Annotated in this window: 18 protein-coding genes; 9 read left to right on the top strand and 9 right to left on the bottom strand. The window is 64.1% G+C overall.

Features of this window, described 5'->3' with window-relative positions:
- Positions 1 to 226 precede the first annotated feature (226 nt).
- From SO139_RS26900 to SO139_RS26930, 7 genes are all read right to left on the bottom strand, one after another.
- Positions 227 to 820: a GNAT family N-acetyltransferase gene (locus SO139_RS26900; protein WP_449381326.1), complete on the bottom strand. Its 594-nt coding sequence runs from the start codon at positions 818 to 820 to the stop codon at positions 227 to 229.
- Between the two features lie 7 nt (positions 821 to 827).
- Positions 828 to 2,330, bottom strand: a complete 1,503-nt coding sequence (gene glpK, locus SO139_RS26905) for a glycerol kinase GlpK (RefSeq protein ID WP_449381327.1) — start codon at positions 2,328 to 2,330, stop codon at positions 828 to 830.
- A gap of 261 nt (positions 2,331 to 2,591) precedes the next feature.
- Positions 2,592 to 3,734, bottom strand: coding sequence for a pimeloyl-CoA dehydrogenase small subunit (pimD, locus tag SO139_RS26910; protein WP_449381328.1), 1,143 nt, complete (start codon positions 3,732 to 3,734; stop codon positions 2,592 to 2,594).
- A 180-nt stretch (positions 3,735 to 3,914) separates the two neighbouring features.
- Positions 3,915 to 5,105, bottom strand: coding sequence for a pimeloyl-CoA dehydrogenase large subunit (pimC, locus tag SO139_RS26915; RefSeq protein ID WP_449381329.1), 1,191 nt, complete (start codon positions 5,103 to 5,105; stop codon positions 3,915 to 3,917).
- 130 nt (positions 5,106 to 5,235) lie between these two features.
- Positions 5,236 to 6,423, bottom strand: coding sequence for an acetyl-CoA C-acyltransferase (locus tag SO139_RS26920; RefSeq protein ID WP_474801832.1), 1,188 nt, complete (start codon positions 6,421 to 6,423; stop codon positions 5,236 to 5,238).
- Entirely contained in the window at positions 6,420 to 8,105 is a 1,686-nt protein-coding gene (gene pimA, locus SO139_RS26925) for a dicarboxylate--CoA ligase PimA (protein WP_449381331.1), read from the bottom strand. Before pimA ends, SO139_RS26920 begins: the two co-directional genes overlap by 4 nt.
- A gap of 190 nt (positions 8,106 to 8,295) precedes the next feature.
- Positions 8,296 to 10,392, bottom strand: a complete 2,097-nt coding sequence (locus SO139_RS26930; RefSeq protein WP_498540951.1) for a 3-hydroxyacyl-CoA dehydrogenase NAD-binding domain-containing protein — start codon at positions 10,390 to 10,392, stop codon at positions 8,296 to 8,298.
- Positions 10,393 to 10,523: 131 nt separating this feature from the next.
- Between SO139_RS26930 and SO139_RS26935 the strand changes: the two genes are divergently transcribed.
- The 9 genes from SO139_RS26935 to SO139_RS26975 all read left to right on the top strand — a co-directional run bounded on the left by SO139_RS26935 (position 10,524) and on the right by SO139_RS26975 (position 20,521).
- Positions 10,524 to 11,390, top strand: coding sequence for an IclR family transcriptional regulator (locus tag SO139_RS26935; protein ID WP_449381377.1), 867 nt, complete (start codon positions 10,524 to 10,526; stop codon positions 11,388 to 11,390).
- Between the two features lie 66 nt (positions 11,391 to 11,456).
- On the top strand, positions 11,457 to 12,254 hold the full coding sequence (locus tag SO139_RS26940) for an ABC transporter ATP-binding protein (protein ID WP_449381333.1): 798 nt from the start codon (positions 11,457 to 11,459) through the stop codon (positions 12,252 to 12,254).
- Entirely contained in the window at positions 12,251 to 12,964 is a 714-nt protein-coding gene (locus SO139_RS26945; protein WP_449381334.1) for an ABC transporter ATP-binding protein, read from the top strand. Before SO139_RS26940 ends, SO139_RS26945 begins: the two co-directional genes overlap by 4 nt.
- A 13-nt stretch (positions 12,965 to 12,977) precedes the next feature.
- Complete coding sequence (locus tag SO139_RS26950) at positions 12,978 to 13,856, top strand: branched-chain amino acid ABC transporter permease (RefSeq protein ID WP_449381335.1); 879 nt, start codon at positions 12,978 to 12,980, stop codon at positions 13,854 to 13,856.
- Positions 13,857 to 13,858: 2 nt separating this feature from the next.
- Positions 13,859 to 14,878, top strand: coding sequence for a branched-chain amino acid ABC transporter permease (locus SO139_RS26955; protein WP_449381336.1), 1,020 nt, complete (start codon positions 13,859 to 13,861; stop codon positions 14,876 to 14,878).
- A 21-nt stretch (positions 14,879 to 14,899) separates the two neighbouring features.
- A complete protein-coding gene (locus SO139_RS26960; protein ID WP_449381337.1) occupies positions 14,900 to 16,126 on the top strand; it encodes an ABC transporter substrate-binding protein in 1,227 nt (408 codons plus the stop codon).
- A gap of 130 nt (positions 16,127 to 16,256) precedes the next feature.
- Positions 16,257 to 17,483, top strand: a complete 1,227-nt coding sequence (locus SO139_RS26965) for an ABC transporter substrate-binding protein (protein ID WP_449381338.1) — start codon at positions 16,257 to 16,259, stop codon at positions 17,481 to 17,483.
- A 320-nt stretch (positions 17,484 to 17,803) separates the two neighbouring features.
- Positions 17,804 to 19,033 (top strand): ABC transporter substrate-binding protein, encoded by a 1,230-nt coding sequence (locus SO139_RS26970; RefSeq protein WP_449381339.1) that lies wholly within the window; start codon positions 17,804 to 17,806, stop codon positions 19,031 to 19,033.
- 204 nt (positions 19,034 to 19,237) lie between these two features.
- Positions 19,238 to 20,521 carry a glycerate kinase type-2 family protein gene (locus tag SO139_RS26975; protein WP_449381340.1) on the top strand — a complete coding sequence of 428 codons (1,284 nt, stop codon included), beginning with the start codon at positions 19,238 to 19,240 and terminating at the stop codon, positions 20,519 to 20,521.
- Positions 20,522 to 20,598: 77 nt separating this feature from the next.
- Here the strand turns inward: SO139_RS26975 and SO139_RS26980 are convergent, their stop codons facing one another.
- Together SO139_RS26980 and SO139_RS26985 are read right to left on the bottom strand one after the other, a co-directional pair.
- Entirely contained in the window at positions 20,599 to 21,789 is a 1,191-nt protein-coding gene (locus SO139_RS26980) for a hypothetical protein (RefSeq protein WP_449381341.1), read from the bottom strand.
- Between the two features lie 59 nt (positions 21,790 to 21,848).
- The gene (locus SO139_RS26985) at positions 21,849 to 22,475 is read right to left on the bottom strand and encodes an NUDIX hydrolase (protein WP_449381342.1); all 627 of its coding nucleotides are present in this window, start codon (positions 22,473 to 22,475) and stop codon (positions 21,849 to 21,851) included.
- Positions 22,476 to 22,526 lie beyond the last annotated feature (51 nt).

Genomic DNA, 22,526 nt, shown 5'->3' on the forward strand with positions numbered 1-22,526 from the left:
CGATGCCTTCACCCCCGAGGAATGCGCCAACTACCTCAAAAATTCAGGCTATCGAACTTAATGCCATCACGCTTTAGTTGGGAGTTTGCATGATGGGGATCGAGCTTTCGTTCTCATGCGAAACGGGAGGTGTCTTGAACGCGTAGCCTGCATGCAGCGAAACCGAGTGCGGGGAAACGTCACCCCGGATTACGCTGCGCTCCATCCGGGCTACAGGTCCAAACCATCACTCGATGATCGGCACATGCCTTGCAGCCGTGCGCGGCACCGTGCCGTCGAGGCGCGGGTCGTCGGCGATCTCGATCTGATAACGGAAGGCGCGGAAGCCTGAGCGCTGGTAGAAGGCGAGCGCTGAGGGATGATCGAAGGTGCAAGTGTGCACCCAGACGCGGCGCAAGTCGCGAGACCACGCGAGCTCCATCGCGCGGTTCATCAGGAAACGCGCAGCGCCAGTTCCGATCAATCCTGCAGTGACGCCGAAATAGACCAGCTCGCACTGGCCGGCCTCGCGGAAATCCAGCTCCAGCAGACCTTCGTCGCGACCGTCCACGACCAGCGCATGGATTTCTATTCCCGGCGCGTGGATGACCGCGGCAAGCTCCGCCTCGTTCATGCGTCCCCGCGAGAACCACAGCCATTCTTCGCCGACGCGGCGGTAGAGATCGCGGTACCAGTAGAGCGCTGGAGCGTCGACTTTGCGCAGGGTCCACGTACGGGAAGGATCATCCCGGTGCATGGGCCGCGCGGTCATCTCCAGATGGGTGACGACCGTGGCGATCTTCCCGCTCGGCACGTCCGAATAGCCGTCGGGGAGGATCATTCGCCGCTCACTCTCCCTCGTCGCTCGCGAGCACGCCCTTCACCGCGCGGGCCCAGCCGGCGAGCTTCCGCTCGCGCGTCGCCTGGCTCATGCTCGGCTTGAAGCGGTGCTCGAGGCGCCAGTTGTCGGCGAATTGCGTCGGCTCGGGATAGACGCCGGCATTGAGGCCGGCGAGATAGGCCGCGCCCAGTGCCGTGGTCTCCTGGATCACGGGGCGGTCGACCGGTGCATCCAAGAGATCGGCGAGACGCTGCATGGTCCAGTCCGACGCCGTCATGCCACCGTCGACGCGCAAGACCACGCTCGCCGTCTCCGAGCTCGGCCAGTCCGCGCGCATCGCAGCCCAGAGATCGAAGGTCTGGTAACAGACGCTCTCCAGCGCGGCATGGGCGAGCTCAGCCGGGCCGGTGTTGCGGGTCAGGCCGAACAGCGCGCCGCGCACGCGCGGATTCCAGTACGGTGCGCCCATGCCGACGAAGGCCGGCACGAGATAGACGCTTTGCATGGAATCGGACTGGTCCGCGAGCGGGCCGGTTTCGGCCGCGTGCTTGATGATGCCGAGGCCGTCGCGCAGCCATTGCACCGCGCTGCCGGCAACGAAGATCGAGCCTTCGAGGGCGTAGGTGCGTTTTCCGTCGAGCTGATAGGCGATGGTGGTGAGGAGCTTGTTCTTCGAGGCCACCGGCGTGGTGCCGGTGTTGAGCAGGGCGAAGCAGCCGGTGCCGTAGGTCGACTTCATCATGCCCGGACGGAAGCAGGCCTGGCCGATGGTCGCGGCCTGCTGGTCGCCGGCGATGCCGCAGATCGGTATAGCGCCGCCGAACAGGTCCGGGGTGGTCTCGCCGAAGCGGAAGGAGGAGTCTTTCACCTCAGGGAGCATCGAGCGCGGCACGCCGATCAGCTCCAAGAGCTCGTCGTCCCATTCGCCGGTATGGATGTTGAACAGCAGCGTGCGCGAGGCGTTGGTAGCATCCGTCGCATGCACCTTGCCGCCGGTCAGCCGCCAGAGCAGGTAGCAATCGACCGTGCCGAACATCAGTTCGCCGCGCGCGGCCCGCGCACGGGCGCCGGGGACGTTGTCGAGAATCCAGGCGACCTTGGTGCCGGAGAAATAGGGATCGATAATCAGGCCGGTCTTCTCTGAGATCCGCGGCTCGTGGCCTTCGGCCTTGAGCTTCGAGCAGATATCGGCGGTGCGGCGGTCCTGCCAGACGATGGCGCGGTGCACGGCCTGGCCGGTGGCGCGATCCCACACCACGGTGGTCTCGCGCTGGTTGGTGATGCCGATGGCGGCAACGTCCTTGGCGGTGACGCCGGCGCTCTGGAGCGCGTCGCGACAGACCATCACGGTCGAGGTCCAGATGTCCTCCGGCTCATGCTCGACCCAGCCCGAGGCCGGGAAATGCTGCGGAAACTCGGCTTGCGCCTTCGCCGCGATGGAAATGTCGCTGCGAAACACGATGGCGCGCGAGGAGGTGGTGCCCTGATCGATGGCGAGGACGAAAGACATGGAGGCTACCTTGGGCTTTCCCCGATTAAGGGAGGTTCTTGTGTCGCGCCCAAGAAAGGGGATTGGACGGGGAAGGTCAAGGTAGCTCTCCCCTACCCTCCCCTGTATGGGGCAGCAGCTCCGCTGTTTCCTCTCACTCAGTCGTCATCGCCCGGCTTGACCGGGCGATCCAGTACTCGGCGGTAGAAGTTGCGTGAATGAACTGCCGCTGCGGGGTACTGGATGCCCCGGTCAAGCCGGGGCATGACAGTCATCGTGTGACTAGATCAGCCCGCCAGCATCCGCCACGCGGCGCTGGTGATATTCGGTGTCGCCGAACGTGTTCTCGATCATGGTCAGGCGCTTGAAGTAGTGGCCGATCTTCGCCTCCATGGTCATGCCGATGCCGCCGTGGAGCTGGATCGACTGCTGGCCGACGAACTTCAGCGACTTGCCGATCTGCACCTTGGCCGCCGCGATCGCGTTGGAGCGCTCCTTGGCGTCCTCGAAATCACCAGCCATGGCCGCGAACATCGACATCGAGCGCGCCTGTTCGGCGGCCACGAACATGTCGGAGGCGCGGTGCTGGAGGCTCTGGAACGAGCCGATCGCCACACCGAACTGCTTTCGCGTCTTGATGTACTCGACGGTGGTCTTGAGCGACTCATCCATCAGGCCGACCGCTTCGGCGCAGAGCGCGATGCGGGCTTCATCGACGACGCGCTCGATCAGCGCAAGGGAATCCTCGGGGTCACCGATCGCAGCATCGGCGCCGACCTCGACACCGGTGAGGGTGATGTCGGCAGCGTGCAGACCGTCCTGCGTCGGGTATGACTTCTTGGCAACACCCTTGGCGTTCGCCGGCACGAGGAACACGCCGATGCCGCTTTTGTCGCGGCGGTCGCCGTTGGTGCGGGCGGTGACGACAAGCGTGTCGGCGTTCTCGCCGTTCAGCACGACGAATTTTTCGCCGTCGATGACCCAGCCGCTGCCCTTCTTCTTCGCCGTGGTCCCGACATCGAAGAGATCGTAGCGCGAGTTCTTCTCGAGCTGCGCAAACGCGAGCGTCTGGCTGCCCTCGATGATGCCGGGCAGGTGCGCGGCCTTCTGCGCGTCCGAGCCGCCATGGCGCAGGAAGCCGCCGCCGATCACGACGGTTGCGAGATACGGCTCGAGCACGAGCGCCTTGCCGAGCGCTTCCATCACGATCATGGTCTCGACGCCTCCGCCACCGAAGCCGCCATCGGCCTCCGCGAACGGCAGGCCCAAGAGGCCCTGCTCGGCGAGCTTGCCCCAGATGGCTTTGCTCCAGCCGCCCTTCTCGGCCATGTATTTCTTGCGACTCTCGAAATCGTAGGAGTCGGTCAAGAGGCCGTCGACACTGTCCTTGAGAAGCCGCTGCTCCTCGGTCAAATCAAAATCCATCTGTCTCTCCAAAAATCGACGCAGGGTTCTGTCCGCCTGCCGTCGCCTTACCCTTAGACGTCATCCCCGCGAAGGCGGGGATCCAGTAAACGCAACCGCCTGCCGTAATCACGAGCGGCACGGCGTACTGGGTCCCCCGCTTTCGCGGGGGACGACACCGCTTGTGCGTCCCTCAGTCCCTCAAAGCCCCAGCACCGCCTTGGCGATGATGTTGCGCTGGATCTCGTTGGAGCCGCCGTAGATCGAGACCTTGCGATTGTTGAAGTAGCTCGGCGCGATCTGGGCGGTCCAGTCCATGGCTTCGTTCGAACCGTCGTCGCCATGGATGTCGTAGGGCGCGGCGAACGGGCCGATGACCTCCATGAGCAGCTCGGTCGTGGTCTGCTGGATCTCGGAGCCCTTGATCTTCAGCACCGAGGACGCCGGATTGGGCTTGCCCTTGCCGTGCTTGCCCTCATCGGCGACGACACGAAGCTGCGTGAGCTCCAGCGCCTTCAGCTCGATCTCGCAGGCCGCGAGCTTCTCGCGGAAGGCAGCATCCTGGATGATCGGCTTGCCGCCGGACTCGACCTTGGAGGCCAGCTCCTTGATGCGACGGATGCGCTCCTTGGAGACGCCCACGCGCGCAATCCCGGTACGCTCGTTGCCGAGCAGGAATTTTGCGTAGTCCCAGCCCTTGTTCTCCTCGCCGATCAGGTTCTCGTAGGGTACCTCGACGTCGTCGAAGAAGACTTCGTTGACCTCGACGCCGCCGTCGATCGTCTGGATCGGGCGCACGGTCACGCCCTTCGACTTCATGCTGAAGACGATGAACGAAATGCCCATCTGCTTCTTGGCCGACGGATCGGTGCGGCATAGGCAGAAGATCATGTCGGCGTGCTGGGCGAGCGTGGTCCAGGTCTTCTGGCCGTTGACGATCCACTTGTCGCCCTTGCGCTCGGCCTTGGTCTTCAGCGAAGCGAGGTCCGAACCGGAGCCGGGCTCGGAGAAGCCCTGGCACCACCAGTCGTCGACATTGGCAATGCGCGGCAGATACTGCTTCTTCTGCTCCTCATTGCCAAAGGTATAGATGACCGGGCCCACCATGCTGACGCCGAAGGCGAGCGGCTGCGGCGCCGGATAGGACTGCAGCTCCTCGTTGAAGATGTAGTGCTGCACGCTGGTCCAGCCAGTGCCACCATATTGCTTCGGCCAGTGGCTGACGCCCCAACCCTTCTTGTTGAGGATGCGCCACCACGTCACCATCTCGTCCTTCGAGAGGTGGCGGCCCTCGACCAGCTTGCGCCGCGTATCCGGCGGCACGTTGTCGCGGAAGAACTGCCGCACTTCCTCGCGAAACGCCTGCTCTTCCTTCGTGAATGCGAGATCCATCGGATCCTCCTGTGAGCCTTATTCTCTATTCGTCATTCCGGGGCGCGCGAAGCGAGCCCGGAATCCAGAAGTTGTGAAGCGAGGTTCCGGGTTCATTCGCTTGTCGCGAATGTCCAGGCACGACGGTGAACTACTGCAACACCTCAAACAACCCGGCCGCGCCCATGCCGCCGCCGACGCACATGGTGACGACCGCGTATTTGGCCTTGCGGCGGCGGCCTTCGATCAAGGCGTGGCCGGTCAGCCGCGCGCCCGACATGCCGTAGGGATGGCCGACCGAGATCGCGCCGCCATCGACGTTGATCTTGTCGGGATCGATGCCGAGCTTGTCTCGGCAATAGAGCACCTGCACGGCGAACGCCTCGTTCAATTCCCAGAGACCGATGTCGTCGACGGTGAGTCCGTGACGCTTGAGCAGCCGCGGCACGGCGAAGACCGGGCCGATGCCCATCTCGTCCGGCTCGCAGCCGGCCGAGACGAAGCCGCGGAAGATGCCGAGCGGCTTCAGGCCGCGCTTGGCCGCTTCCTTGTCGCTCATGATCACCGACGCACTGGCACCGTCGGAGAGCTGGCTGGCATTGCCGGCGGTGACGGTAAAGCCTTCGCCGCGCACCGGCTTCAGGCCGGCGAGGCCTTCGGCGGTGGTTTCGGGGCGCGGACCTTCGTCCTGCGACAGCGTGACATCCTTGAAGGAGACCTCACCGGTCGCCTTGTCGGTCACGGCCATCTTGGTCGTGATCGGCGCGAGCTCGTCCTTGAACTTGCCCCCCTGCTGCGCAGCCGCAGTGCGGCGCTGGCTCTCGAGCGAATATTCGTCTTGGCGTTCGCGCGAGATGCCATAGCGCTTCGCCACGACCTCAGCCGTGTCGATCATCGGCATATAGACCTCGCCCTTGATCTTGAGCAGCGCCGGATCCTGGGCGTGAAAGGCGTTCATCTTGTCGTTCTGCACCAGCGAGATCGACTCGCCGCCGCCGCCGACCGCGATCTCGACGCCATCAAAAATCACCGAGCGCGCGGCAAGCGCGATCGCCTGGAGACCGGAGGCGCACTGCCGATCGATCGTGGTGCCGGCGACGGTGACGGGAAGGCCGGCACGCAGCAGCGCCTTGCGCGCGATGTTGCCGCCGGTCGAGCCCTGCTGGAGGGCAGCGCCCATCACGACGTCCTCGATCTCCTTCGGATCGACCTTCGCGCGCGCGACCGCCTCGCCGATGGCGTGGCCGAGCAGCGTCGCGCCCTCGGTGTTGTTGAGCGCGCCGCGATAGGCCTTGCCGATTGGCGTGCGGGCGGTGGAAACGATGACGGCGTCGGTCACGAGCGGACTCCTGTAGTGCTTTGTTGGGTGGATTGAGATGGTTTCTGCTGCTGGCGCAATTCGTGGCGCGACAGCTTGCCGACCGGCGTGCGCGGCAGCTCGTCGACGAACTCGACCGCCGCCGGCAATTCATGCTTGCCGACCTTGCCAGTGAGGAAGCTGCGAAGATCGTCGATGGAGAACGGCTTTGCGTCCGGCTTGAGCTTGATGAAAGCCTTTGCCGCCTCGCCGCGATACTGATCGGAAATGCCGATGACGATGACCTCGTGCACGCCCGGGTGCGTATAGATCGCCTGCTCGATCATCTGCGGATAGACGTTGAAGCCGCCGGAGATGATCATGTCCTTCTTGCGGTCGACCAGGAAGAAATAGCCGTCCGTATCCCGATAACCGATGTCGCCGGTGAGGAAGCGGCCGTCGGCAAAGGACTCCGCGCTCTCCTTCGGCTTGTTCCAGTAACCCTTGGTGACGTTCGGGCCCTTGATGCGGATCTCGCCGACTTCACCCGGCGGCAGCACGTTCGTGGGATCGTCGAGCGAGACCACGTCGAGTTCGATGCCGGGCAGCATCAACCCGATCGAGCCCGGCTTTTCCGGGCCGGCGGGCGGATGGCCGGTGCCGGGCGAGCAGGTCTCGGTCATGCCCCAGCCGCTCTTGAGCTTCTTGCCGACCTTGCGCTCGAAGAAGTTCGCGACCTCCACGGGCAGCGGCGCACCGCCGGAGCCGATGGCGTTGAGCGAGGAGAAATCGCGTTTGTCCAGATCAGGGAGCGCCGCGATCGCGATCCACATCGTCGGCACACCCGGAAAGTAGGTCGCGCGCTTGACCTCGATGTCGCGCATGACAGCCTCGACGTCGAACCGCTGGTGCAGCGAGATCAGATTGCCGCGGCGAAGCGAGGACAACAGAACGACGGTGAGCGCGTAGATATGGAACAGCGGCAGCACACAGATCACGCGCTCGATGACATTGCCGCGCGCGGCGCGGGCCGGTTTGCCCCAGACGTCGTAGATCGACACGGCCGAGGTGAGATTGCCGTGCGTGAGCATCGCGCCTTTCGGCAGGCCGGTGGTGCCACCGGTATATTGCAGCAACGCGACATCGTCGGCCGTGACGGCAGGCCATTGCGCCGGCCTGGTCGCGCCCTCGATGAAGGTCTTGAAGGTAACGATCCTGGGATCGGCGGGGATCGCGGCTTGCGGCGTGCCGACCTTGCCCCAATGATCATCCTCACAGACGACCAAGCGGTCGATCAGGCCCTTCTCCAGGAATTTCAGTGCCGTCGGCAGCAGCGCCGCGAGGTTGGAAGTCACCAGCACGCGCGAACCGGAGTCGGAGACCTTGTGCGTCAGGGCGATCTCGCCGTCGAGCGGCGACAGGTGCGCGACGCGGCTGCCTGCCTTCAGCGCGCCGAAGAAATTGACGGGATGGTCGGGCGTGTTGCCGAGGAACAGCGCAACGGAAGAGCCCTTGCCGCATCCGGCGCGCAGGAAGGCAGCGGCGGCCGTTTCCGCCATCGCTTCGAGCTCGCTGTAGCTGATCGGGCGATCGCGGAATTCGAGCGCGGCGCGCGCGCCGAAGTCGGCGGCCGCTTTTGAGAGGAGATCAGGCAACGTACCCTGGGAAATCGCGTCGTCCCAATGCACGCCTTCGGGATAAAACTGTTCGCCGGGATGGGTCATTGAATCGAATTACCGTGAGGTGAGCACGCAGGCTGGGCTCCCTTCCCCCTTGCGGGGAAGGGTTGGGGAAGGGGGTAGCCACAAGTGCTGAACTCTCCCGGGGCTATCCTCCTCCCTGCCCCTCCCCCGCAAGGGGGGAGAGAACGGAGAGAGCGCCGCCGGAACGACAGACGACTCGTGGCAAACCCCATCACGCCGCTTTCGACTCTGCTGCGAGCGAGGCGAAGGTCTTGCCTTCGGCCGCCAGCCTCTTCAGCAACGGCGCGGGCTCGAGGCTCGGGTCGTTGGTCTCCTTGGCATAGACCGACAGGCGGTCGGCGATGTGCTTGAGGCCAACCGTGTCGGCCCAGTACATCGGGCCGCCGCGATAGATCGGCCAGCCATAGCCATAGAGCCAGACCACATCGATATCCGACGGACGCGCGGCGATGCCTTCTTCGAGGATCTTCGCGCCTTCGTTGATCATCGGGTACATCATGCGCTCGAGGATCTCCTCGTCGCTGACGACGCGCTTCTTGCGCCCCAAGCGCAGCAGCGTCTCGTCGATCAGCTTCTCGACCTCTGGATCGGGCAGCGGCGCGCGGGAGCCGGCTTCATACTTGTAGTAGCCCTTGCCGGTCTTCTGGCCGAAGCGGCCAGCTTCGCACAGCGCGTCGGCGATTTCCGACTTGATGCCGCGATCCTTCCGCGAGCGCCAGCCGATATCGAGACCGGCGAGATCGCCCATCGCGAACGGACCCATAGGCATGCCGAACTTCGTCACGACGGCATCGACCTGCTGCGGCAGCGCGCCTTCGAACAGCAGCTTCTCCGCTTGCTTGCCGCGCTGCGCCAGCATGCGGTTGCCGACAAACCCGTCGCAGACCCCGACCACGGCCGGCACCTTCGCGATCTTGCGCGCGATGGTGACGGCGGTCACCAGCGCATCCGGCGCGGTCTTGTCGGCGCGCACGATCTCGCACAGCTTCATGACGTTGGCCGGCGAGAAGAAGTGCATGCCGAGCACGTCCTGCGGACGCTTGGTCGACTTGGCAATCTCGTCGATGTTGAGATACGAGGTGTTTGAGGCGAGCACGGCGCCCGGCTTGACGTATTGATCGAGCTTGCCGAACACCTCTTTCTTCACCGCCATGGTCTCGAACACGGCTTCGATGACGAGGTCGGCATTGCCGACATTCTCGATGCCGACGACGCCATTGATCAGCGCCATGCGCTTGGCGGGCGCGTCCGCCGGGATGCCGCCGCGGGCCGCGGTCGCTTCCCAGTTCTTCTGCATGATGCCCATGCCGCGCTTGAGCTGCTCCTCGCCGGTCTCGATCAGGGTGACGGGGATGCCGGCATTGGCAAAGGACATCGCGATGCCGCCGCCCATCGTGCCGGCACCGAGGATGGCGACCCGCTCCACGGGACGCGACTTCGTGCCCTCGGGCACGCCCGCGATCTTGTTGGCCTCACGCTCGGCGAAGAAGGCGTAGCGCTGCGCCTTGGACTGGTCGCTGGTGACGAGCTTCAGGAAGGTTTCGCGCTCCTTCTTCAGGCCCTCATCGAACGGCAGATCGATGGCGTAGCCGACGGCATCGGCTGCGGCGAACGGCGCTTCCAGGCCGCGCGACTTCTTGGTCATGGCGGCAACCGCATTGGTGAAGATCGAGCGGTCGGCCTTGGCGGCCGCAATCTTGCTGTCGTCATCACGCAACTTGCGGAGCGGACGCTTCTCGGCGAGCAGCTTGCGGGTGAAGGCTTCACCGCCGGCCGCCGGACCTTCGACGATCTCCTCGATCAGCCCGTTCTTCAGCGCCTCCGCCGCGCCGATCGGATCACCGGCCACGATCATCTTGACCGCAAGCTCCGGGCCGACCGCGCGCGGCAGGCGCTGGGTACCGCCAGCGCCAGGCAGCAGGCCAAGCTTCACCTCGGGCAGGCCGAGCTTGGCCTCCTTGGTCGCGACACGGAAGTGACAGGCCAGCGCAACCTCGAGGCCGCCGCCAAGCGCGGTGCCATGGATCGCGGCGACGACGGGCTTGGGCGAATTCTCGATCTCGGCGAGGACGTCATTGAGCGCGGGCGGCTTCGGCGGCTTGCCGAACTCGGTGATGTCTGCGCCGGCGATGAAGGTGCGGCCCGCGCAAGTCAGCACGATGCCTTTGATGGCGGGATCGGCGACAGCCTGCTTGACGCATTCCAGGATCCCGCCGCGCACGGCCGCACTGAGCGCGTTCACCGGAGGGCTGTTGACCGTGACGACCCCGATCTCGTCATGACGCTCAAGCTTGACCACTTCGCTCACGGCATACCCTCCGGTTAAGGATTTACTTTTGTTTCAATTTCGCAGTGCGGAATTTAATTCCGCATCTTGACGGCAGGGTTATTTTGAAGCACGTGGCTTGTCAACGACTCCGCGCAAGAAGCAGATCAGGGATGAAGCGTACAGGAAAGAAACCAGCGACCGATCGGAACTTCGTCGTCGCGCTTTCCCGCGGGCTCGATGTATTGCGCGCGTTCCAACCCAACGACGGGCTTCTTGGCAATCAGGAGATCGCGGCCCGCACGAACTTGCCCAAGCCAACCGTGTCGCGGCTGACCTATACGTTGACGAAGCTCGGTTATCTTACACCGGTTCCCCGCTTCGAAAAGTACCAGCTCGCGCCCGCCGCTCTGGCGCTCGGTTATGCGGCGCTGGCCAATCTCGGCATTCGACATCTGTCCGAGCCGTTTCGCGAGGAAGTGATGCGCGCCACGGGCGGCGCAGTCGCTGTCGGCGGGCGCGATCGCCAGAGCATGATCTATTTCGGGCAGAGCCGGGGCAGCGAGACGGTTGGCGTTCAACTTGACGTCGGCTCCCGCGTGCCGATTGCAACCAGTGCGATGGGGCGCGCCTATTTCTGGGCGCTGGACGAAGAGGAACGCGCTTCCCTCCTGCGCGATCTGCGCGAACATTACGGCAGCCGCTGGCCGAAATTGCGCGACGGGTTAGAGCGGTCCGGCGAGACCGTCGCGAAATACGGCTTCGCGATTTCGGTCGGCGACTGGCACGACGACATCGGCGCCGCTGGCGTTGCGCTCAGGCTGAACGACGGAACCGGGCCCTACGCTTTCAACTGCGGCGCTCCCGCATTCCGCTTCACGGAAGAGCGCCTGATCACCGACATTGGACCACGTCTCTTGGCGATGGTAAGGAACATCGAAGCGGCGCTCGGGGGAATGACGCCGCAATTCAAAAAAGAAGCCGGCAAGAAGCTGAAATCAGGAGGAAAAGTTGCACGTGTGGCCGAGGGGATCAGATAGCCATCGTCGTTGCAGAGGGCGCTTCGTGTCGCCCTTCGGCCCACTCAACGGTGTGGGCGAGACGAGATGACGCAGGCACAGCTCGCGCAGGGGAATTCTCCTCTGCTCGCGGTTCGCGACGTCAGCGTCGTGTTCGGCGGCATCGTCGCGCTCAACGGCGTGTCCTTTGACATGCACAAGGGCCAGATCCTCGGATTGATCGGCCCCAACGGTGCCGGCAAGACCACGCTGTTCAATTGCCTTTCCCGGCTCTACCAGCCCTCGTCCGGCGACATCCTGATGGAAGGCGCGAGCATCCTGACGCGCCCGCCGCACCGGATCGCCGAGATCGGCATCGGCCGTACCTTCCAGAACGTGGCACTGTTCCCCAACCTGTCGGTGATGGACAATGTGCGCGTAGGCACGCATGCGCGCACCTCCAGCGACATCGTCAGCGACTCGCTTCGCCTCGCCTGGGTTCGCCGCAGCGAGTCGAGCGTCAACAAGAAGGTGCACGAGATCCTCGCTTATCTCGACCTCGAGGACGTCGCCCACACCACCGTCTCCGGCCTGCCCTTCGGCACGCAGAAGCGCGTCGAGCTGGCGCGGGCGCTGGCGGCGGATCCCAAAATCCTGCTGCTCGACGAGCCGGCCGGCGGTCTCAACCATGAAGAGGTCTATGTGCTCGGCGACCTCATCCGCCGCATCCGCGACGACCGTCACATGACCGTGCTGCTGGTCGAGCACCACATGGGCCTCGTGATGTCGATCGCCGACCACGTCGTGGCGCTGAATTTCGGCAAGAAGCTCGCGGAAGGCACGCCCGCCCAGGTGCAGGCGGATCCCGACGTCATCAAGGCCTATCTCGGGAGCAAGGACCAATGACGATGCTGCTCAACGTCAAGGACCTGCGCGCCTATTACGGCCAGGTGCAGGCCCTTCACGGCCTGTCCTTTTCGCTCAACGAGGGCTCGCTGACCACGCTCCTAGGGGCCAACGGCGCCGGCAAGACCACCACGCTCCGCGCGATCTGCAACATGGTGCGCTCCACCGGCGCGATCGAGTTCGACGGCAAGCCGCTCGGCAGCCGCTCGACCGAGAACATCGTGCGCTTCGGCATCGCGCATGTGCCGCAGGGCCGCGGCACCTTCACCAACATGACGGTGGAGGAAAATCTTCAGCTCGGGGCCATCACCCGCAAGGACAATGCCGGCATCGTCTCCGACATCGAGCGCATGTATGCGCATTTCCCGGTCCTGAAGCAGCGGCATACCCAGCAGGCTGGCACGCTCTCGGGCGGCGAACAGCAGATGCTCGCGGTTGCCCGTGCGCTGATGCTGCGGCCCCGCCTGATGCTGCTGGACGAGCCGTCCTTTGGACTTGCGCCGCTCGTCGTGCGCGACCTCTTCAAGATCCTCGGCAAGATCAACCGCGAGGACAAGGTCACGATCCTGGTGGTCGAGCAGAACGCCCAGCTCGCGCTCGAGCTCGCCGACCAGGCCTATGTGATCGAGACCGGCCGTATCGTGATGTCGGGCCATGCCAAGGACATCGCGAACAACGAAGACATCCGCAAATCCTATCTGGGTTACTGAGGGAGCCGGGACGATGGAGCTGTTCACCAACCAGGTCCTGGCCGGGATTGCGACCGGCGCGATCTATGCCTGCATGGCGCTCGCGGTGGTCATGATCTACCAGGCGATCGACCATCTCAACTTCGCGCAAGGCGAGATGGCGATGTTTGCGACCTTCATCTCCTGGCAGCTGATGCAATGGGGCGTGCCCTATTGGGCCGCCTTCGTGATCACGCTGGCGTTCGCCTTTGTCGGCGGCATCGCGATCGAGCGCATCCTGTTCAAGCCGCTGGCGAAAGCGCCGATCCTGACCAACGTCGCCGGTTTCATCGCACTGTTTGCCATCATCAACTCCTCGGCCGGCCTGATCTGGGACTTCACCATCAAGCAATACCCGACCCCATTCGGCTCCTCGCCGTTCCTCGGCAGCCAGCTCATCTCGACCCACCAGGCCGGCATGATCGGCGTGACCCTGCTGCTGCTGATCGCTCTGTTCTTCTTCTTCCAGTACACGCGGATCGGCCTCGCCATGCGGGCGGCGGCCTCGCTGCCTGAATCGGCGCGGCTCGTCGGTATCAATACGAGCTGGATGATCGCGCTCGGCTGGGGCATGGCATCGGCGATCGGCGCGATCGCCGGCATGCTGATCGCACCGGTGGTGTTCCTCGAGCCCAACATGATGGGCGGCGTCCTGATCTACGGCTTTGCCGCGGCCGTGCTCGGCGGCCTGTCGAGCCCGTTCGGCGCGGTGGTCGGCGGCTTCCTGGTCGGAATCTTCGAGAACCTCGCGGGCACCTATATCCCCGGCGTCGGCAATGAGCTGAAGCTCCCGATCGCGCTTGCACTGATCATTTCCGTCCTGGTCGTCAAACCCGCTGGCCTGTTCGGCCGGCACATCGTCAAGCGAGTTTGATCATGAGCGCAGCAGAAGAAGTCGTTGGCGAAGGCCACGAGGCGGTCGAGGCCGTTCCGAAGCGGGCCATGACGCTGAGCACGACCACCTCGCTGGTGGTGCTGGCAGCGCTCCTGATCGTTCCGCTGTTCGCCAAGAACTTCATCATCTTCCAGTTGACGATGCTCCTGATCTACGGGCTCGCGGTGCTGGCGCTGAACATCCTGACGGGTGGCTCGGGTCAGTTTTCGCTCGGCCAGAGCGCGTTCTATGCCGTCGGGGCCTACGTCACGGCGGTGCTGATGGAGCAGTTCAACGTCAACTATGCGCTGACGCTGCCGGTCGCCGGCGTGGTCTGCTTCGGCTTCGGCTTCCTGTTCGGCCAGCCGGCGCTGCGACTCTCCGGCGTCTATCTCGCGCTTGCGACCTTCGCGCTCGCGACCGCCATGCCGCAGCTCCTGAAGCTGAACTTCCTCGAGCACTGGACCGGCGGCGTCCAGGGCCTCGTCGTCACCAAGCCGGACGCCCCGTTCGGCCTGCCGATGGGCCAGGACATGTGGCTGTACTACTTCACGCTCGTGGTCACGCTCGCGATCTACATCTTCTCGGTGAACCTGTTGCGCTCCCGCTCGGGGCGCGCCTTCATGGCAATCCGCGACAACGAGATCGCAGCCTCGTCGATGGGCGTCAATGTCGCGCTATACAAGACGCTGGCCTTCGGTGTCTCCGCCGGCATCACCGGCGTCGCCGGCGGCCTCAGCGCAATCGCGGTGCAGTTCGTCGCGCCTGACAGCTACAACATCACGCTCGCGATCTCGCTGTTCCTCGGCATGGTCGTCGGCGGTGTCGGCTGGCTGCCCGGCTCGTTCGTCGGCGCGGCTTTCATCATTTTCGTGCCGAACATAGCGGAGGGCATCTCCAAGGGACTCTCGGGCGCAGTGTTCGGCGTGCTGCTGTTCCTCGTCATCTACCTCGTGCCACATGGCGCAAGGCAGGTCGCGATCGTCAGCCAACAGTTGATTGGCAAACTCAAGAAGAACTGAAACGCTAAAAAGGAGACTGAATTGCTGTCTAGAAGAATACTTGGAATCGCCGTGGTCGTAACGGCGGTCGCAACGATCACCTCCGGCGCAGCACTCGCCCAAAAGAAATACGATACCGGCGCGACCGACACCGAGATCAAGATCGGCAACATCATGCCGTATAGTGGTCCGGCCTCCGCCTACGGCGTCATCGGCAAGACCGAAGAAGCCTATTTCAAGATGATCAACGAGAAGGGCGGCATCAACGGTCGCAAGGTCAACTTCGTCACCTATGACGACGCGTACTCGCCGCCGAAGGCGGTCGAGCAGGTCCGCAAGCTCGTCGAGAGCGACGAGGTGCTGGCCGTGTTCAACCCGCTCGGCACGCCCTCCAACACCGCGATCCAGAAATATCTCAACGCCAAGAAGATTCCGCAGCTGTTCGTCGCGACCGGCGCCACCAAGTGGAACGATCCGAGGAATTTCCCCTGGACCATGGGCTGGCAGCCCTCCTACCAGAGCGAAGCGCAGATCTACGCGAAGTGGCTCTTGAAGGAGAAACCCGACGCCAAGGTCGCGGTGCTCTATCAGAACGACGATTTCGGCAAGGACTATCTCAAGGGCACCAAGGACGGGTTCGGCGGCAAGGCCTCGAACATCATCATGGAGGAGAGCTATGAGGTGTCCGAGCCGTCGATCGACGGCCATATCGTCAAGATCAAGGCCGCCAATCCGGACGTGCTCGTGATCTACGCGACGCCGAAATTCGCCGCCCAGGCCATCAAGAAGGTGGCCGAGCTTTCCTGGAAACCCCTCCAGATCGTCACCAACGTGTCGAGCTCGGTCGGTGGTGTGATGAAGCCGGCCGGCCTTGAAAACTCGCAAGACATCCTGTCTGCCACTTACGGCAAGGACGCCGGCGACCCGCAGTGGAACAACGACCCCGGCATGAAGAAGTGGTCGGAGTTCGTCGACAAGTACATGCCGGGCACCGACAAGAACGACAGCTTCGTCGTCTATGGCTATGGCGCGGCGCAGACGCTCGCAAAGGTGCTGGAAATGTGCGGCGACGATCTAACCCGCGCGAACGTCATGAAGCAGGCGGCAAGCCTGAAGGACTTCGTTCCTGACACCTTGCTGCCCGGCGTGAAAATCAACACTAGCGCGGCCGACTTCGCCCCGATCAGCCAGTTGCAGATGCAGCGGTTCAAGGGCGAGAAATGGGAACTCTTCGGCGAGATCATCAGCGGCGACGTCCCTTCCGAATGATACGCGGACGCTAAAGACTTGATCTGCAACCATCGGCTAAGAGCCCCCGCGAGCAATCGCGGGGGCTTTTTGTTGACGGCCGACGCCAATCTTGTTCAATGCATCGCCGATCCAACCGGGTGGGGAAGAAATGACTGCCGTCCGTCTTCAGTTCGCGGCCTTGTCGGCCGTATTCGTCTTGTGCACTGCAACGAACGGCACCGCTCTGGCGCAAAAGAAATTCGACACCGGCGCCTCCGACACCGAGATCAAGATCGGCAACATCATGCCCTACAGCGGTCCGGCTTCCGCCTATGGCGTGATCGGCAAGACCGAAGCGGCCTATTTCGACAAGATCAATGCGGAAGGCGGCATCAACGGCCGCAAGATCAAGTTCATCTCCTACGACGACGCCTACTCGCCGCCGAAGACGCTCGAGCAGGCCCGCAAGCTTGTCGAAAGCGACGAAGTATTCTTGATCTTCGGATCGCTCGGCACCTCCACCAACAGCGCCATCCGCAAATACATGAACGAGAAGAACGTGCCGCAATTGTTCGTGGCCAGCGGCGCCTCCAAATGGAACGATCCGAAGAACTACCCATGGACCATGGGCTGGCAGCCGAGCTACGCCAGCGAAGCGCGCATCTACGCCAAATACATCATCAAGGAGAAGCCGGAAGCCAAGATCGCCGTGCTCTACCAGAACGACGATTTCGGCAAGGACTATCTGAGGGGCTTGAAAGACGGCCTCGGGCCGAAGGCCTCGATGATCGTGATCGAGGACGGCTACGACACCTCCGAGCCCGCGATCGACGAGCGCGTCGTGAAGCTGAAGGCCTCGGGCGCCGACGTCTTCATCAGCATCACCACGCCGAAATTCGCGGCCCAGGCGATCAAGAAGGCGGCCGAGATCAACTGGCATCCGATGCACATCATCTCCAACGTTTCGGCATCGGTCGGCGGTGTGATCGAGCCAGCCGGCCTGGAGGTGTCGCAGGGCGTCCTCTCGGCGACCTATGTCAAGGACGGCTCCGACCCGCAGTGGAACGCCGACGACGGGATGAAGAGGTTCTACGATTTCCTCGCGCAGTTTGATCCGAAGGCGAACAGGCTGGATGCCGCCGTCGCGTTCGGCTATGGCGCGGCGCAGACGATGGTGAAGGTTCTTCAGATGTGCGGCGACGATCTCACGCGCGAGAACGTCATGAGGCAGGCGGCGAGCTTGAAGGATTTCGCGCCGGACACGCTGCTTCCCGGGATCACGATCAACACCTCGCCGGACAATTTCGCGCCGATCGCGCAGCTCCAGATGATGCGCTTCAAAGGCAAGTCGTGGGAGCTGTTCGGAGACGTGATCTCCAGCGAGTTGAGCCATTAGGCGATCGCGGAGCCGCCTGCTGCCGGGCATCAAGGTTAACACCAGCCCCACCGACTTTGCTCCGCTGTCCCAAGTGCAACTCATGCGCTTCAAGGGCGAAAGCTGGGAACTGCTCGGCAATGTCCTCAGCAGCGACGTCGGCGGCTAAAGGTCCGGCCGGCGGCCGACTGATGACTACTAAAGAAGCAGCCCCTGCAACCTCATTGCAGGGGCTTTTTCTTGATGCTGCATCGCAAATCGTATTCAATCAGTTCCCGGCGCCGCCAAAAAACGCGAGAGAAAAAGGGCGCACACACACCAAAAAAATCAGGGAGACTGGAATGCCCGCTGTCACTGGCAAACTTGCTGCCGCGTCAGTCGCGCTTGCGCTGTTCGCGGCCTCGACCTCCACTGTATCAGCCCAGAAGAAATACGATACCGGCGCGACCGACACCGAAATCAAGATCGGCAACATCATGCCCTACAGCGGCCCGGCGTCCGCCTACGGCATCATCGGCCGTACCGAGGCGGCCTATTTCAAGAAGATCAACGATGAGGGCGGCATCAACGGCCGCAAGATCAACTTCATCTCCTATGACGACGCCTATTCGCCGCCGAAGACGGTGGAGCAGGCGCGCAAGCTGGTCGAGAGCGACGAGGTGCTCTTCATCTTCAACTCGCTGGGCACGCCGCCGAACTCGGCGATCCAGAAATACATGAACTCCAAGAAGGTACCGCAGCTCTTTGTCGCCACCGGCGCCACCAAGTGGAATGATCCGAAAGACTTCCCCTGGACCATGGGCTGGCAACCCAACTACCAGAGCGAGACGCAGATCTATGCGAAGTGGCTGCTCAAGAACAAGCCGGACGCCAAGATCGCCGTGCTGTTCCAGAACGACGACTACGGCAAGGACTATCTCAAGGGCCTGAAGGACGGCCTCGGCGCGAAGGCGGCGAGCATGATCGTTGCCGAGGAAAGCTATGAGACCTCCGAGCCGACGATCGACAACCACATCGTGAAGCTGAAGGCGACCGGCGCCGACGTCTTCATGAACATCACGACGCCGAAATTCGCCGCGCAAGCGATCAAGAAGAATGCCGAGATCGGCTGGAAGCCGCTGCACTTCCTCAACAACGTCTCCGCCTCCGTCGGCAGCGTGCTCAAGCCCGCCGGCTTCGAGAACGCGCAGGACATCATCTCCGCCGACTATCTGAAGGACGTGTCCGATCCGACGTGGGCCAACGACGCCGGCATGAAGGAATTCCTCGCCTTCATGACGAAGTATTTCCCGGAAGGCGACAAGCTCGATCACGGCACCATCACCGGCTACGGCGTGGCGCAGACCCTGGTGCAGGCGCTGAAGCAGTGCGGCGACGATCTCACGCGCGAGAACATCATGAAGCAGGCGGCGAGCCTGAAAGACTTCCGGACCGAGGTGCTGCTGCCCGGGATCCAGATCAACACCTCGGCGACCGACTTCGCGCCGATCAGCCAGCTCCAGCTCGAGAAGTTCAAGGGCGAGAAGTGGGAGCTGTTCGGCGACGTGATCAGCGCCGACGTCGGCGGCTAGCCGTCCGGCAGGTTCGAGGTATGAGAACGCCCCTCGCGAGGCCGTCGCGGGGGGCTTTTCATTGCCTTTCGACTATCATCACGCAATTGCATAATCGAATGATGAGCAAGCCCGCTTACGCTTCGCGCGGCGATGCGCTAGGCAAGAGGCGGCGAACTCTGGCGAGGTCGCCGGCAACCGCCTCTCCTTGACGAAAGCATCGCCATGACCGACCGACGCCCCCTGCTCCGCGCCCTCTATGACGCCGCCGTCGCCGCCGCCCACCCCGACGTGGTGCTGGCGCCGCATCTGCGCCCCGCGCCGAAGGGCCGCGTGATCTGCCTCGCCGCCGGCAAGGGCGCCGGCGCCATGGCCGCGGCCGCCGAGCGGCACTATCTCGACAGGCTCAAGCTCGATCCGGAGCGACTGGTCGGCATCGCCACCACCCGCCACGGCTACGGCGTGCCGACGCGGCGCATCCGCGTGGTCGAGGCCGGCCATCCCGTGCCGGACGAAGCCGGCCTGAAGGGCGCCGCCGACTCGCTCGCGCTCGCAGGCGAGGCCGGCCCCGATGATCTGCTGCTGGTGCTGCTCACCGGTGGCGGCTCGGCGAACTGGATCGCGCCGGTGGACGGCATCAGCTTTGCGCAAAAGCAGGCGGTCAACAAGGCGCTGCTCCGCTCGGGCGCGCCGATCGGCGAAATGAATGTCGTGCGCAAACATCTGTCGCGCATCAAGGGCGGGCGGCTGGCGCGCGCTGGCAAGAATGCCGCTGAGATCGTCACGCTCGCGATCTCCGACGTGCCGCATGACGATCCCTCCGCGATCGCCTCCGGCCCCACGGTGCCCGATCCGACCACGCTGGCCGATGCGCGCGCGATCGTCGCAAAATACAAGCTCGAGCTCGACGAGGCCGTGCGCCGCGCGCTCGATGATCCCGGCAATGAGAGCCGCAAGCCCGGCGATGCCGCGTTTGCGCGCGCGCATTTCGAACTGATCGCGCGGCCCAAGCAATCGCTCGACGCCGCCGTCAAGCTCGCGAAGGACGCGGGCTATGAGGTGATCGATCTCGGCGCCGATCTCGAAGGCGAGGCGCGCGAGGTTGCCGCCGAACACGCCAAGCTTGTCCTGAGCGCGCGCGCCGCCGGCAAACGCACCGCCATTCTCTCCGGCGGCGAGCTTACGGTGACCGTGCGCGGCAATGGCCGCGGCGGCCCCAACCAGGAATATGCGCTGGCGCTCGCCGGCCTCCTGAAGGACACGCCCCACATCGCCGCGCTCGCCGGCGACACTGACGGAGCCGATGGCGGCGCCGGCAACCCCACCGACCCCGCCGGCGCATTGATCGACGCGGCGACGTTTGCGAAGATGAAGACGCTGGCGCTGGAGCCGCAGGCCTATCTCGACAACAACGACGCGACGGCATTCTTTGCCGCGACCGGCGACCTGCTGCTGCCCGGGCCGACACTGACGAACGTGAACGACATCCGGGTGATCCTGGTGGATTGAGAGGCGTTCTGTCGGTCTGATCGGGCCAGGCTGCTCTCGAGCACGATCGTTTTGAGCTCCTGACCAGCAGCCACCTTCTAAAACGCCCCCGCCAGCTCCCTCGCACCGGTATTGTTGCTGTTCGAATCCATCCGCGCGTCCGTCACCGCCAACAGCTTCGCCACCGTGTTGTGCCGGATCGCGACCGGGTTGCGCTCGTAGCCGCCACGCTGGAAGAAGTTCGAGGTCGGCACCTGCTCGCGCATGGCCTGCGGCATCGTCACCATGTCGAGACCTGTGCCGTCGCCGGTGAGATTCATCATCTCGAGCTCGGCGGCGGTGAGCGAGCGGGTATAGCCCTTGGCGCGCGCGAACAGCACGGAGGTGAGCAGCTTGTGGGTCTGGAGCATCGGCCCGACGTCGATATCCAGCACCATCGCGTGCATCGCCCAGCCCTGCGCGGTGTCGCCGATCTTCTCATGCTCCGACCAGGTGTCCGGCACCGACTTCGCCTGCGCCACCATCTTCTTCAACACAGCGAGCTTGTGCTCCAGCGCCTTGCGCGCGGGTCCCGCGGCCTGCGCCGTCTTCTCGGAGAGCGCGCGGACCAACTCATGGCCCTGTTCGGCGAGCAGCTCGACGCTGTTGGTGGTCAAGAGCTGATTGTAGCCGATCGCGGTCGAGATCGCCCGCTTGCCGCCATGTTCAATTCCCGCTTGCACGTCGTGATTGCCGGTGCCGCCGGTCTCGAACGAATAGACCCGCACCGCCTGCTCGCGCGTCAATCCGAACGCGAGCGCATAGCGGGCGTAGGCGCGCTTGAACTCGACCTCGGTCGTCGGCCGCTGCGGCGTAAACTGGTAGAGATCCTGCGCGGCCCGCAACAGATCCGCGACGACGGGGATCGGCTTGCGCGGGCGCGGCTCCGGCTCCTCGGTGGGTTCAGGATTCACCGGCCGCTTCGGCCCGGTATAGAGCGGGGGCTGCTCCAGCACGTAATCGTCGAGCGTGATCTGCTGACCGCCACGCCGCTTGGCGTTGCGGGTGCGACGTTTTTCGGAGATCGCGCCCCAATAGGCGCCGGCCTCTGCGTCGAAAGCGGCGCGCGCCTCCTGGTATTCCTGGAGGCGACGACGATATTCGAGGATGGCCTGGGGCGACGCCTGCGCCATCGCATTGCTGACGGCCGGCGGCAGCGCGGAGGAGTCGCGCGCGGGCGCGGGCGGTGCGAGCAGGGCGAGCGCGAACGGTGCAAGCGTCAGGGCGCGTCGAATCGGTCGGTGATGCATGGTGCCCTTGTAGCAACCACCGCGTGACTGTCAGGTTAAAACGCCGTTTACTTCTAAGGTCATTTCCAGGCGAACACCGGCTGTTCCAGCTCGGCAACGCGGGTTACGCGCCCCGCCAGCACCTCGCGGAACTGATAGATCAGGGCTGCAGTCGGAGCGTGGATCAGGCTGTCTTCGTGGTGGAAGCGGATCACGCGCCGCGTGCTTTCGGGGATGGCGACGAAGTCGAAGGCGTCCTCGCGCTCGATCGTGTCAAGGGCGATGCGATGTACGGAGGCGACCTCCTGCGGGTTCGGCACGAGTCTCCCGCTGCCGGCGGCCCACACCACCACAGGCGTGATCAGATAGCCGGAGCGGGTCGGGTAGTCGTCCAGGAGGCCGAGCACCGTATCCGCCGCGAGCCTCAATCCGAGCTCCTCGTCGAGCTCGCGCAGCGCCGCCTCGACCGGTGTTTCACCGGCATCGCAACGCCCGCCGGGCAAGGCCCATTGCCCGCGATGAGCGCGCAGGTTCGATGCACGCAAGGTCAGCAGCAGCGCCGTGTCGCGCCCCTCGCCTGCCGCGGCAAGCGCAATGGCAACCGCGGCGCGCTTCAACCCCAGCGGGTCGCCATTGTCGGGCAGACGCGCAAACCTCGCGCAAGCGCCAGCGATATTGCGCCGTGTGGCATCGTCGAATGGTCTCATGATGCTTGACTACACCAGGAGCGCGCTTGATGAAATGAGATGCAGATGCTC

The sequence above is a fragment of the Bradyrhizobium sp. UFLA05-89 genome, from assembly GCF_059803475.1.